At 72.0% G+C, this 12964-nt stretch carries 10 protein-coding genes; 3 read left to right on the forward strand and 7 right to left on the reverse strand.

Annotation, left to right across the window (positions count from 1 at the left end):
* Positions 1-400: 400 nt before the first annotated feature.
* Genes RAN62_RS36845 through RAN62_RS36875 form a run of 7 tightly spaced genes read right to left on the reverse strand, consistent with a single transcriptional unit; the run spans position 401 to position 8901 of the window.
* Entirely contained in the window at positions 401-1651 is a 1251-nt protein-coding gene (locus RAN62_RS36845; protein ID WP_305789498.1) for a sensor histidine kinase, read from the reverse strand.
* Positions 1648-2304 carry a response regulator transcription factor gene (locus RAN62_RS36850; RefSeq protein ID WP_305789499.1) on the reverse strand — a complete coding sequence of 219 codons (657 nt, stop codon included), beginning with the start codon at positions 2302-2304 and terminating at the stop codon, positions 1648-1650. Before RAN62_RS36850 ends, RAN62_RS36845 begins: the two co-directional genes overlap by 4 nt.
* A 27-nt stretch (positions 2305-2331) precedes the next feature.
* Positions 2332-3594, reverse strand: coding sequence for a cation:proton antiporter (locus RAN62_RS36855; RefSeq protein ID WP_305789500.1), 1263 nt, complete (start codon positions 3592-3594; stop codon positions 2332-2334).
* Positions 3591-4844: a cytochrome P450 gene (locus tag RAN62_RS36860; protein ID WP_305789501.1), complete on the reverse strand. Its 1254-nt coding sequence runs from the start codon at positions 4842-4844 to the stop codon at positions 3591-3593. Before RAN62_RS36860 ends, RAN62_RS36855 begins: the two co-directional genes overlap by 4 nt.
* Positions 4841-5830 carry an alpha-hydroxy acid oxidase gene (locus RAN62_RS36865; RefSeq protein ID WP_305789502.1) on the reverse strand — a complete coding sequence of 330 codons (990 nt, stop codon included), beginning with the start codon at positions 5828-5830 and terminating at the stop codon, positions 4841-4843. Before RAN62_RS36865 ends, RAN62_RS36860 begins: the two co-directional genes overlap by 4 nt.
* Position 5831: 1 nt before the next feature.
* On the reverse strand, positions 5832-7397 hold the full coding sequence (locus RAN62_RS36870; protein ID WP_305789503.1) for an NAD(P)-binding domain-containing protein: 1566 nt from the start codon (positions 7395-7397) through the stop codon (positions 5832-5834).
* On the reverse strand, positions 7387-8901 hold the full coding sequence (locus tag RAN62_RS36875; RefSeq protein ID WP_305789504.1) for an aromatic amino acid ammonia-lyase: 1515 nt from the start codon (positions 8899-8901) through the stop codon (positions 7387-7389). Before RAN62_RS36875 ends, RAN62_RS36870 begins: the two co-directional genes overlap by 11 nt.
* 63 nt (positions 8902-8964) lie before the next feature.
* Here RAN62_RS36875 and RAN62_RS36880 point away from each other — a divergent pair, with 63 nt between their 5' ends.
* The 3 genes from RAN62_RS36880 (at position 8965) to RAN62_RS36890 (ending at position 12959) form a co-directional block, all read left to right on the forward strand.
* The gene (locus RAN62_RS36880) at positions 8965-10503 is read left to right on the forward strand and encodes an NAD(P)-binding domain-containing protein (RefSeq protein WP_305789505.1); all 1539 of its coding nucleotides are present in this window, start codon (positions 8965-8967) and stop codon (positions 10501-10503) included.
* Positions 10493-11863, forward strand: coding sequence for a class I adenylate-forming enzyme family protein (locus tag RAN62_RS36885; protein WP_305789506.1), 1371 nt, complete (start codon positions 10493-10495; stop codon positions 11861-11863). Before RAN62_RS36880 ends, RAN62_RS36885 begins: the two co-directional genes overlap by 11 nt.
* 85 nt (positions 11864-11948) lie before the next feature.
* Positions 11949-12959, forward strand: coding sequence for an iron-siderophore ABC transporter substrate-binding protein (locus RAN62_RS36890; protein ID WP_305789507.1), 1011 nt, complete (start codon positions 11949-11951; stop codon positions 12957-12959).
* Positions 12960-12964: the final 5 nt, after the last annotated feature.

Below are 12964 nucleotides of genomic sequence, written 5' to 3' on the forward strand. Positions count from 1 at the left end.
GCAGGCGGCCGGGCTCGTGCCATCGGTCGCTCGCGGTGATGCCGCGCGGTGGCCGCTTGTGGTGGCGCCGCGCGGTGGTCGCTTGTGGTGGCGCCGCGCGGTGGTCGCTTGTGGTGGCGCCGCGTGATGGTGATTGGCTCGTCGTCCTGCGCGCGGCCGTTCGCTCACCGTCCGGCGCGTGTCGGTTGTTCGCTCGGCGCCGGGCGCTCCGCCGACCGATGAGCGGCCGGCCGAGGTGCACCGGCACCCGGATCGCTGGTCAGGCGAGGCGGGCGACAGGCGACGGCGGGCGCCGCGTCGGGCGGGGTGCAGGATGGCGGGGCGGGCGACGGGCGCCGCGCAGGCGGGGCGCGGGATGGCCGGGACGGGCGGCGGGCGCCGCGTCGGGCGGGGCGCGGGATCAGGCGGGGCGGGCTACGGGGACGGGAGTGGGCGGGGGCGCAGGCGCGGACGTGGTGGGGAGGCGGACCGTGAAGGTCGCGCCCGCGCCGGGGTGGGCTTCGGCGGCGATCGTGCCGCCGTGGCTGGTGACGACCTCGCGCAGGAGGGCCAGCCCCAGCCCGAACCGGCGGTCACCCGCGCCGGCGCCCCGGTGGAAACGGTCGAAGAGGCGTTCGGCGTCGGCCGGGTCGAAGCCCGCCCCCGTGTCCGTGACCATGAGGTGGGCGCCGCGGCGGGTGGTGTGCAGGGTGACGTCTATCCGGCCGCCGGACGGGGTGTGGGTGAGGGCGTTGGCGAGGAGTTCGCTGACGACCCGGTGCAGGGCCGAGGCGATGCCGGGCACGAGGACCGGCGCTCCCGGCACGGACAGGTGCACGTGGACGTTCTTCTCGGCGGCGCGGTCGGTTTCGCCGGCCACCGCTTCGGAGGCAAGGCGGCTCAGGTCGACGGGTTCGGTCGGCCGGCTGTCGCCGGGGGCGGCGGCGAGGCGGGCCGACAGGAGGAGTTCGTCGACGATCTCGCCGAGGCGGCGGGTCGTGGCGATCAGGCGGTCGTAGTCGCGGCGGTCGGCGTCGCCCCGGGCGCGGCGGGCGAGGATCTGGGCGCGGGTGTGGACCTGGGCGATGGGGGTGCGGAGCTCATGGCTGGCGTCGGCGACGAAGCGGCGCTGGCGGCCCAGGGCCTCGGCCAGCGGGGCCACGGCGCGGCGGCCGACGAGGATGCCGGTGAGCAGGGCGGCCAGGAAGCCGGCGACCGCGGCGAGGGCGAAGGCGGCGAGCAGGTGCCGGCGGTCGGAGAGCTGGAACCGGGCGTCGAACACGGCCTGGACGACGGCGGTGCCGCGCGGCTGGGTGCGTACGTAATAGGTGGTGCCGTTGCGGGTCAGCTCGTCGGTGCGGACCGCGCCGGTGCGGGCGACGTCGTCGAGGGCGGATCGCAGGGGGAGTCCGGGCGGCGGGGCGTTGCGACCGGTGTCGGCGACGCCGGCTTCGTACAGGATGATCCAGCTGCAGCCGGGCGGCCCGGCGATGGTGCCGTAGGCCGCGCCGTAGCTGAGCTCGCGGGCGATCTGCTCCTCCTGGCTGTGCAGGAGGGCGGTGTAGGAGATGCCGCCGCCGAGCGTGAGCAGCGCCGAGATGGTGACGCCGACCCACAGCGTGACCCGCAACCGGGCCCGGCGCAGGGCGGACTGTTCGAACGAAGTGGTCACAGGGTTCCCATGCGGTAGCCGAGCCCGTGCACGGTGCGGATGACCGAGCGGCCGAGCTTGCGGCGCAGGTAGTAGACGTAGGTGTCGACGAGCGACGCCGCGGCCGCCTCGTCGAAGACCCGGGCGCGCAGCTCGGATCGGGAGTGGACGGTGTGCGGGCGGGCGGCGAGGACGTGCAGCAGCTCGAACTCGCGGGCGGACAACGCGATCCGGGTGCCGTCGGGCAGGACGGCGTCGCGGAGGGAGAGGTCGAGCAGGCCCGCCCCGAGCCGCAGCACCTCGGTGGAGTCGGAGGTGCGGCGGCACAGGGCGCGGATGCGGGCGCTGAGCTCGTCGAGGTCGAAGGGTTTGACCAGATAGTCGTCGGCGCCCGCGTCGAGGCCGGCGATCCGGTCGCCGACCGTGCCGAGGGCGGTGAGCATGAGCGCCCGGGCGGGGACGGCCCGGGAGCGCAGCCGCAGCACCAGGTCGAGCCCGTCGAGGGCGGGCAGGAGCCGGTCGATGACCATCACGTCGTACGGCCGGGTGAGGCCCAGGTGCAGCCCGCGCTGGCCGTCCGGGGCCTGGTCGACGACGTAGCCCTCGTCGGTCAGCGTCTCGGCGACCATGCCGCGCAGGTCCGCGTCGTCCTCGACGAGCAGGAGGCGATTCATGCCACGACCATGGCATATAGACCGGAGTCATTGTCTAGTGAAACTTGTCTCTTCAAATGATGGGGCAACTGGTGTAGAAAGAGGACGCCTGTCGAACCAGCTGAGCAGCGGCGTCGTCATGAGCGTGGTGACGAGCGCGACCAGCACCAGCACCGTGAAGAGCGACGGGTTCACGATGCCCGCGTCCAGTCCCACGTTGAGGGCGATCAGCTGCATCAGGCCACGCGCGTTCATCAGGGCGCCGACCCGCAGCGCCACCTCGTTGGGCTCGCCGCGCAGCCGGGCCGCGGCCCAGCAGGCGCCGAACTTCCCGGCGATGGCGACCGTGACGCAGGCGGCGGCGAAGCCGAGCACGGCCGGGTCACCCAGCAGCGCGAACTCGGTCCGCAGCCCGGAGTAGGTGAAGAAGAGCGGCAGGAACACCGTCGTGGCCACGGGCGTCAGGGTGCCCACGACCTTCTCGGTCGCCGGCGTCCGCGGCATGACCACGCCGACGGCGAAGGCGCCGAAGACCGCGTAGAGCCCGATCTCGTCGGTGTACCAGGCGACGAGGAAGAGCAGGGCCACCGTGCCGAGCAGCCGGGCGCCGTCCGACGGGAGAGCCATGACGGCCCCGGTGGCCCGGCGCCCGCCCAGCCACAGGGCCAGGCCGAAGAGGACCGAGCCGCCCGCCGTGACGAGCGCCGGCCCGGCCGACCCCGAGGCGACGGCGAGCACCACGGCCAGCATGATCCACGCGACCATGTCGTCGACGGCGCCGCTGGCCAGGGCGAGCGAGCCGTGCCGGGTGCCCGCGTGCCCGCGCTCGGTGATGATCCGCGCGAGCATGGGGAAGGCGGTGATCGCCAGGGCCACGCCGACGAACGCCGCCGACACGCCCAGCGAGGTGCCCTCGGCCTGGATCGGGACGAAGCCCGCGGTGCCCAGCACGAGGAGCACGCCGAGCAGCAGCGGCGCGGTGATGCCGGCCAGCGACACCGCGCCCGCGGTCCCGGCGAGCTTCGGCGTCCGGTGCGAGGAGAAGGCGTACCCGGCCTGGAACATGAACAGGACCAGGCCCACCTGGCCGACCACGTAGAGGACCGGCAGCAGGGGAGCGGGGAAGAGGGCGCCCTGCGCGTCCGGCCACAGCAGACCGAGCAGGGAGGGCCCGAGCAGCACGCCCGCGAGCATCTCGCTCACCACGGGCGGCTGGCCGACCTGGCCGAGGAGCCAGGCGACGAGCCGGCAGAAGAGCAGGATGACCGCGACCGCGATGAAGAACCGCGGCGCCAGCTCGGTGGGGGTCACGCGCTTGCCTCCTCGAAATAGGTGGTGCACAGCTTCCGGCGCCGGGCGTCGACGACCATCCAGGTGCCGCAGACGAGTTGCTTGAGCGACCGGCCCACGTCGAAGAACCGGTCCCGCTGCCGCATGAGGGCGAGCCGGCCGCGGCCGGGACCGGGGAGATCCCGCGGCACCAGGTACGCGGGCCCGCGGCTGGGCAGCGACCGCGTGTGCACCGCCGACGAACTCACCGAGAACCGCCGCAGCACTTCCCGCGTCGCGGCGCGCAGCTGGACGGGTGCCGACCCGCGCGCCGGACACGCCCGGTTGGCCGTCACGCCGTAGGGGACAAAATGGGCGTCCCGCCGGTGCAGAGACAGCCAGCGGTCGGGATCGAAATGATCGTCCGCGGCCGGCCCGGTGCGTTGATAAGCCAGATAGTTGAACAGCAGGACGGACCCGGTCGGCAAAACATGATCACCCACGGCGATCGGCGCGGACGTGATCCGGTGCGCGATGCCGAACAACGGGTGGACCCGCAGCGTCTCGTCGATGAGCCGATCCAGCCCGGCATCGGAGGTGTCTGAAATGTCCGAGGAGCACAACAGAACGTGCGCCATGGCTTCCGACATCTGCACGACGGCCGTGTTGAAGAAGGCGCCCTGCAGATACCAGGCGGTCTCCAGCGCACTGAACGGCGGCGGAAGGACGACCGGGCACGTCCCCGCGTCGATCCGGTCCAGCAGATACTTCGTCAGCCGGTCCCGCCGGGACATGTGCCGCAGGCTCATCCCCTTCAGCGCGGTCACCACGTCGGCCGCGTTGGCCACGATCAGATCGCGTACGGCGGGCGGGCACGGACCACCGAACACCAGCTCGTACGCGACCTCCGCCCAGACCGGCATCATCAGGTCCCGCAGCCGCACGTGGCTGATCCGGCCCGCCGGCAGCGCGTCGAGGGCCCGCCGGGTCGCGGCCGTCGCCAGCTCGTCCGAGCGCGCGTGCGGCACGGCCAGCACCTGCCGCGTCGTCCGCGCGACCGTCTTGTACCGCTCGCCGGGCTCGAGGTGTTCCTGGTGCATCTGCGGGCCGGGCGCCAGCCAGTACCAGAACAGGTCGGACAGGCCGGCCCCGCGGCTGCGCCCGTCGGCGGCCGGATCGCTGTAGACCCGCTCGAAGTCCTCGGCCCCGACCAGCGGGCCGGGCACGGGGATGCCCTCGGTGCCGTTGACCCGCTCGAAGATCCACTCGCGGAGGGCGACGACGGCCTTCACAAGGTCACGACCTGATCGGGCGTCAGGTCGGCCGGGCGGCGCGCGCCGGCCAGGGCCAGGGTGTGGTCCAGCTCGGCGGTGAGCCGCTGCAGAGTCTCCTGTACGCCCGAAGCCCCGCCCGCCCCGAGCCCGTCCACCACCGGCCGCCCCACCAGCACCGCGACCGCCCCGAGGGCCAGCGCGACGGCCACGTCGGTGCCCCGCCGCACGCCCCCGTCCAGCAGCACCGGGATCCGTCCGTCGACCGCGGCGACGACCGGCGGCAGCGCGTCCAGCGTCGGAATGGCGCCGTCGAGCTGGCGTCCGCCGTGGTTGGACACGATCACGCCGGCGACTCCGTGCTCCACCGCGAGCCGGGCATCCGCGGGGTGCAGCACGCCCTTGAGCAGGATCGGCAGTCCCGTCACGCCGCGCAGCCAGGCGATCCGGTCCCAGCCGAGCCCGGCGTCCATGGCGATCGGGCGGACCCGGCCCGTGGCGTCGCGCATGTTCTCGCACGCGAGCCCGGGCGGCAGGTCCGTGAACCCGTTGCGCAGGTCGCGCTCGCGCCGTCCGAACACCGGGGAGTCCACGGTGACCACGAGCGCGCGGCAGCCCGCCGACTCGGCGCGCTTGATCACCAACTCGGTGAAGTCGAGGTCGGGTTGCGGGTAGAGCTGGAACCACAGCGTCCCGCCCGCCGCCGCGATCGCCTCGACCGGCCGCGTGGCGGCCATGCTGACCACCATCGCGGTGCCCGCCGCCGCGGCCCCGCGCGCCGTGGCGGCTTCGCCGTCCGGATGCGCGAGCCGGTGAAAGGCGGTCGGGGCCACCAGGATCGGCGTACTCAGCGGGGTGCCGGCGACGGTGGTGCGCAGGTCCCGCTCGCCGGTCGCCCGGAGCACCCGGGGCACGAGCCACCGCCGCGCGAAGGCCCGCTCGTTGGCGGCCACGGTCCGCTCCGACCCCGCGCCGCCCGCGAAGAAGTCCTCGTGCACGGGGTTCATGTCAGCCCTCGGCGCCGGACAGGCACCGGCCGACGAACTCCGCCAGCGGCCGCACGTGGCCCTCCGGCCGGTCCCACCGGTTCTCCAGGTTCTCGGCGACATGATGGGTGCTGACCAGCTGACCCTCGCGGTGATAGCGGACGACCGGATGCAGGTACGCGGCGTCGTGCGCCTGCCCCGGCACGTCCTGCGCCACGCGCGTCACCGTGATGTCGAACGGGTCGACCTGGTCGTGCTCGGGGCCGTACTCGAGGGTGACCACGAACGCCTGGTCGTAGTCGTGGTCGGCGGTGAAGAGCCCGGCCGTCGCGAAGTAGTCGACCGGCACCTCCTCGTGGTAGCGCGCGTCCGCCCCGGCGACCGTGACGACGTCGGCGAGGAAGCCGAACTGCTGCCACAGCGCGGAGGTGCGGTTGACCCGCTCGATGACGGCCGCGGTGAGGGCGTCCGGTGTGGCGTCGAGAGCGGCGAAGGGCCACGGTTTGCCGTCGTACCGGCGGGAAAGGACGCGGTGCAGGGCCCGGACCGCGTACCGGAAACCGTGCACGAATCCGCTCGTCGACTTCTTGAAGTCGCGCTCCTGCGAGATCGTCCCGGCGAAGAACAGTCCCGGGACGTTCACCGACTCCCATTCCTCGGTCTGCGCCGGGAACCGGTCCCGGATGGCCAGCTCCGGCCGGGCCGAATCGTCGAAGATCGAGGCGTCGAACCGGAATCCCGTGCACGCCAGCACCCGGTCGTAGTGCAGGTCCTTCACGACCTCGTTCGCCCGCGAGAAGCTGAACGTGACTTTGTAGCCCGTACCGTCGCGCTCGATGCTCCTGACCGTGCCGTCGAGGATCGCGTTGGCCGACTTGAGCTGATAGGTGTCGAGGAAGTTGTTGTTCACCGCGCGCAGGTGACCGACGTAATGGGTGCGCCACGCCATCCGGACCGAGCTCGGCCCGGCGAGATGGATCAGCGTCGTGGTCTCCATGAGGTTGTCGGCGGTCTCGAAGGCGGAGTTGCCCTTGCCGATGATGAGCACCTTCTGGTCGAGATAGTCGCGGGGGTCGACGCTCATCACGTCGTAGCCCTCGGCCAGCTCGAATCCGGGAATGGCCGGCTCGTAGGTCTTCGACACGCCCGTGGCCACGACGACCGCCCGCGCCTGCCAGCTCTGGTCGCCGGCCTCGACCGTGAAGAGGTCGCCGTTCTTGGACACCCGCGTCACCCGGGTGCCGTAGCTGACCCTGACGCCCGTCTTCGCCGCGAAATCGGCGAGGTACTGCACCATCACGTCGGCCGAAGGGAAGTACTTCTCGGTGTAGGCCGTGAAGAGCAGCGCCGGGTCGTCGGTGAGCAGGGAATTCCAGTCGAGCCGCAGATTCAGCTCGGGGTCGTCCGTACCCGTGTGCCGTTTGTTGATGGAAATGAGCTGGCGGTGCCGCGGATAGGTGGCGAAGAACGCCCCCGGCGCGTCCGCACCCTCCAGCACCAGATAGTCGCGCTGGCCGTCGGCCTCGAGCAGGGCGGCGAGCTGAAGACCGGCCGGCCCGGCCCCGATGATCAGGTAATCAAGCGTCACGGCGGTCACCGTACGAGCCGGAAATCAGAGAGTTTTCAAGCCTTTCGAGAATCGCGGCCGCCGTGCGGACATCCGCGTCGAGCGGCCGGTCCGGGTCGATCGGGGCGATCTCCTCCAGGGCCCGGAGGGTACGGTCGCAGCCCGCCGCCGTGGGCCGGCGGGCGCCCACGTGCACCGCTTGCCGGAGCCCGAGTCCCAGCGAGCCGGTGATCAGCCGGAGCAGTTCCGCCTGGTCGAGCGCGCGCAGGGCGGCCTGGGTGCCGAGCGGGACGACGTCCTGGTTGTGCAGGTTGGTGGGGAGGCTCTGCAGGCTCGCGGGCACCGAGTCGCGCCGGATCTCGGCGATCAGCGCGGTCGACGCCAGCTGCACGCCCTGCAGCCCGTGCTGCTGCCCCGGGCCGGCCGCCAGCATGGGTGGCAGCCCGCCGTTGCGCACCGGGTCCACCAGCAGGTCCAGCTGCCGTTCGGCCAGGTTGCCGACCTGGGCGGCCACCATGGACAGCACGTCGGCGGCGAACGCGGCGGGCTGGCCGAAAAAGTTGCCGCCGTGCACGACCTTGTCGTCGGAGGGGAAGAACAGCGGGTTGTCGCTCACGCCACCGAGGTCCGCGGCGACGACGCCGTCGACGTAGCGCAAAGCGTCCTCGGCCGCGCCGAGCAGCTGCGGCGCGCAGCGGATGCTGTAGGGCTCCTGCAGCGGTCTCTTACCCGAGGATTTCGTCCCGTTCAGGAGAGAGCGCATCGCCGCGCCGACATCGATCGTGCCCCGATGGCCATAGGCCGCGAGGAGCGAGGCGTCCAGGAATTGCGGGTCGCAGCCCAGCAGATCGGCCAGCAGGCAGCTCAACGTCTGCACCACGCGGTGCGACGTCCGGACCCGGTCCAGGGCCAGAGCCAGCGCGGCCGTGGTGAGCGACGTGCCGTTGACCAGCGCGAGCGCGTCCCGGCCGTCGAGCGGCAGCGGCTCGAGCCCGGCCCGGGCCAGCGCCTCGGCGGCGGGCAGCCGCTCACCGTCCACATAGGCGTGACCCCGGCCGCGCAACGCCTGGGCCGCGGCCCCGAGCGGGATCAGGTCCCCGCTGGCGCCGACCGAACCGAGCCGGGGCATCGCGGGCGTGAACGTCGTGCCCAGCGCGGCCGCCAGCGCGTCGAGCACGTGCGGCGAGACGCCCGACGCCCCGTGGGCCAGGGATCGGGCGCGGACCAGCAGCGTGGCGCGCACGACGTCCGGGGCGACGTCCGGGCCCTGGCCCGCCCCGAGGTGGGCGAGGGTGTTGTCGGCCTGGTCGCGCTGGTCGGCCCGGCCCGCGTACCCGACCAGCGCCCCGAACCCGGTCGTGGCGCCGTAGATCGCGCGGTCGTCGCCCAGCGCCTTGCTCAGGAAGGCGCGGCCGGCCGCGACACTGTCCCGGACCTCCGCCCCGATCACGACCGTCACCGGGCCGGCCGCCGCGCGCAGGTCGGCGGTGCGCAACGGCGCCGCCAGATCCACCTCAATCGTCATGGGACCGGACGCTAGAGACGATTTCTCAGAGCGCTCTGAAATCGGCTCAGTAGGTTGCGGCGCATGACGCACGACTACCTGATCATCGGGGCCGGCCCGGCGGGTCTGCAGCTCGCCGCCCTGCTCGCGCGCGACGGTCACGACTATGTGGTGCTGGAGGCCGGACCCCGGCCCGGCACGTTCTTCGAGACCTATCCGCGGCACCGGCAGCTGATCTCCATCAACAAGGTGTGGACCGGCTCCGACGACCCGGAGTTCAATCTGCGCTCGGACTGGAACTCGCTGCTGACCGATGATCCGGCGCTGCTCTTCAAGAACTACAGCAAGCGCTATTTCCCGGCGGCGGACGATCTCGTGCGCTATCTCGGCGACTTCGCGCGCGGCCTGAACGTCGTCTACGACACCCGGGTGACGTCGGTTTCCCGCGACGACGGCGGTTTCGTGGTGCGCTCGGGTGACCAGATCCGGGAAGCGAAACAGGTCGTCGTCGCCACCGGCGTCTCGCAGCTCTACGTGCCGCCGATCCCGGGCGCCGACCTCGCCGAGCGCTACGACACCGTCAGCGTCGACCCTTCCGGCTTCACCAATCAGCGGGTGCTGATCATCGGCAAGGGCAACTCGGCCTTCGAGACCGCGGACGCGCTCGTCGAGACGGCCGCCACCATTCACGTGGCCGGCCCGCACTCCATCAAGCTGGCCTGGCAGTCGCATTACGTCGGGCATCTGCGCGCGGTGAACAACAACTTCCTCGACACTTATCAGCTCAAGTCGCAGAACGCCGTCCTGGACGGCACGGTCGAGGAGATCAGCCGCCGGGCGGGCGGCGGGTTCCGGGTGCTCTTCCGGTACGCCCGGACGGTCGAGAAACTGCGCGAGCTCGAGTACGACCGCGTCATCCTGTGCACCGGCTTCCAGTTCGACGCGTCGCCGTTCGAGGGGTCGGCGCGGCCGGAACTGGTCATCAAGGACCGGTTCCCAGCGCAGACCCCGGCCTTCGAGTCGGTGAACGTGCCCGGGCTCTATTTCGCCGGCACGCTCAGCCAGCAGCGCGATTTCAAGAAGTCGACGAACGGGTTCATCCACGGCTTCCGCTACGCCACCCGGGCCCTGCACCACATCTTGCGGGAACGGCACCACGGGCAGCCGTGGCCGTACCGGGAGATCGCCCTGTCGCCGGAGGCGATAACCGACGCGATCATCGCGCGCATCAACGTGACGTCGGCCCTGTGGCAGCAGTTCGCGGTGCTCGCCGATGTCGTCGTGGTGGACGGCGAGACCGCCCGCTATCTCCAGGAGATGCCGGTGGCGTATCTGCGGGAGGCGTACCCGGACGTGTTCGCGTTCGTGGTCACCCTGGAGTACGGGCCGGACCACGATCAGGTGGACCCCTTCGACATCACCGTGCCGCGGGTCGCCGAGAACGACGCGTCGGCCGCGCACGACGCCAGTTATCTGCACCCTGTCGTCCGGGTGCTGCGGGACGGGCGGATCGTCGCCGAGCACCACCTGGCCGAGAACCTGGAGAACAACTGGGACCTGCCGGCCGTGCACCAGCAGCCGCTCGAGGTCTTCGTCAAGGGCGTCCTCGCCGATGCCCTCTGACGTCTGGCCGCAGCCCGTCCTCGATCTCCTGGCCGCCGGGGGTGACCGCCCGGTCTTCGAGGACGGGCCGGTCGTCACCACCGCTTCTGAGATGTCGGTACTGATCCGGCGGATCGCTGCGGGGTTGCGGGCTGCCGGCGTCGGGCCCGGGGTGGGCGTCGTGCTCTCGCTCGGTGTCACAGCGCCCGCGTTCGCCGCCACCATGGCCGCTTTCGCCGTCGGGGCCCGGGTGTCCGGCGGGCAATCCGCACCGCTTGCCGATTTTGTCCTCGATGAATCGCGGCTGGCGTCGCTGCTCGAGCACGAGGACGAGCCGCTGCGGGCGGCCGGGCGGCCCGGGGACCCCGCGCGGATCATCTGGACCAGCGGGAGCACCGGCACGCCGAAGGGTGCGGTCCAGACGTACGCGGCGATGTCGGCGGCCTGGGCCCCGTACCCGGACCGCTGGCCCCCGGCGATCGCCGAGCTGGCCCCCCGCCTCCAGCGCTACCTGGTCTTCGGCTCGCTGGCCAGCCAGGTGATGCTGGAATACGGCGTGCTCGCGCTGGCCGCCGGCGGCACCCTGGTCGTCGCGCCGCGCCCGGTCTTCCCGGACGCCCTGGCCGAGCATCGGGCCACGGCGAGCGTGATCACCGTCGGCAAGCTGCACCGGCTCGTCCGGGCGCAACGCGAGCAGCCGGCGGACCTGAGTCACCTGCGGGCGCTCATGGTCTCGGGCTCGCCGCTCGCCCCGGGCCGGCTGGCGGAGGCCCTGGACGTGCTCGGGCCGGTGCTCTTCCACGGCTACGGCCAGACCGAGACGTCGATGATCGCCATGGCCACGCCGGGGGAGATGCTGGCCGATCCGGCGGTCCTGGAGACGGTCGGCCGCCCGGCGGTCGAGGTGGCCGTCCGCGACGGGGAGGTCTATGTGCGGGCTCCCGCCCAGGCCTCCTCGTACTGGGAGGACCCCGGCGAGTCGGCCGAGGTGTTCGTCGACGGCTGGGTGCGCACGCGCGACCTCGGCTCGCTGGGCACCGACGGGTATCTGCGACTGTCCGGGCGGGCCCGGGACGTGATCATTGTCAACGCGATCCTGGTGCATGCGGGCGCGGTGGAGCGGGTGTTGGCTTCCGATGCCACGGTGGCCGAGGCGTACGCGGTGGGAGCTCCGGACGAGACGACGGGTGAGGCGGTGCACGCGTACGTGGTGCCGGCGACCGGGAGAACGCCCGACCCGGACATGTTGCGCAAGCTGGTCGGCGTACGGCTGGGTGATCATGCGGTGCCTCGGACCGTGACCCTCGTCGATCGCGTCCCGCTCGCACCCAGCGGGAAGCCGGACAAAGCGCAACTCTCCCAGCTCAATAACGATTTGTGACGTCCGCCCCACGGACTTGAAGATCCACGTAGCCTGCCTGTTAGGTAAGGCAACCCTTCATCACCTCATCGTGGAGTCTCCCCCCATGCGTTTCGTCCCGTCCCGGAGCCGCCGGCTGTTCCTCGCCGGCGTGGCCACCGCCGTTGCCCTGAGTGCCTGTTCGACGACCGGGACGGATGACGACAGCGCCGCCGAGCCGGCCGCCTCCGCCTCCTCCGCCGGGCAGTTCCCGGTCACCATCGCCACCGCCTTCGGCGACGTGACCGTCGAGAAGCAGCCCACCAAGGTCGTCACCCTGGGCTGGAGCGACGCCGAGGTCGCGCTCGCGCTGGGCGTGCAGCCCGTGGGCGACGCCGACTGGCTGGCCTTCGGCGGCGACGGCCAGGGCGCTTGGAACCAGGGCAAGTACACGACCCCGCCGGAGAAGCTCGGCACCCTCGAGCTGGACATGGAGAAGATCGCGGCGCTGCAGCCCGACCTGATCCTGGACACCCGCTCGAGCGGCGACAAGGCGCGCTACGACCAGCTCGCCGCGCTCGGCGTGCCGGTGGTCGACATCCCCCAGGGCGGCGAGGCCTACAAGACGACCTGGGAGCAGCAGCTCGAGATGGTCGGGAAGGCGCTGGGCAAGTCGGCCGAGGCGACGCAGCTCAAGTCCGACCTGGACGCTCAGTTCCAGCAGGTCGCCGCGGCGAACCCGCAGTTCGCCGGCAAGACCGTCACGGCGGGCGTGAAGACGAGCCAGGGCTGGGGCGCCTACGTCTCCGGCGACGGCCGCGTCGACTTCCTCACCAAGCTCGGCTTCACCTCGGCGCCCGAGGTCGAGGCGCTGAAGAAGGACAGCTTCTTCGTCAACCTGTCGAACGAGCAGCTCAACACCCTCGACGCCGACCTCACCACCGTCTTCATGATCGGCCTCACCGCCGACCAGGTGAAGGCCGACAAGCTGCTGCAGGCCGTCCCGTCGGTCAAGGCCGGCCACGTCGTCTACCTCGACGACAAGGACATCTCCGCCGCGTTCTCCAGCAACTCGGTCCTGGGTCTCAAGTACGCCCTGGAGAAGGTGCCGCCGCTGCTCGCCGGCGCCCTGGGCTGACGACG

The organism is Symbioplanes lichenis (genome assembly GCF_030709675.1).
GTDB lineage: Bacteria > Actinomycetota > Actinomycetes > Mycobacteriales > Micromonosporaceae > Actinoplanes > Actinoplanes lichenis.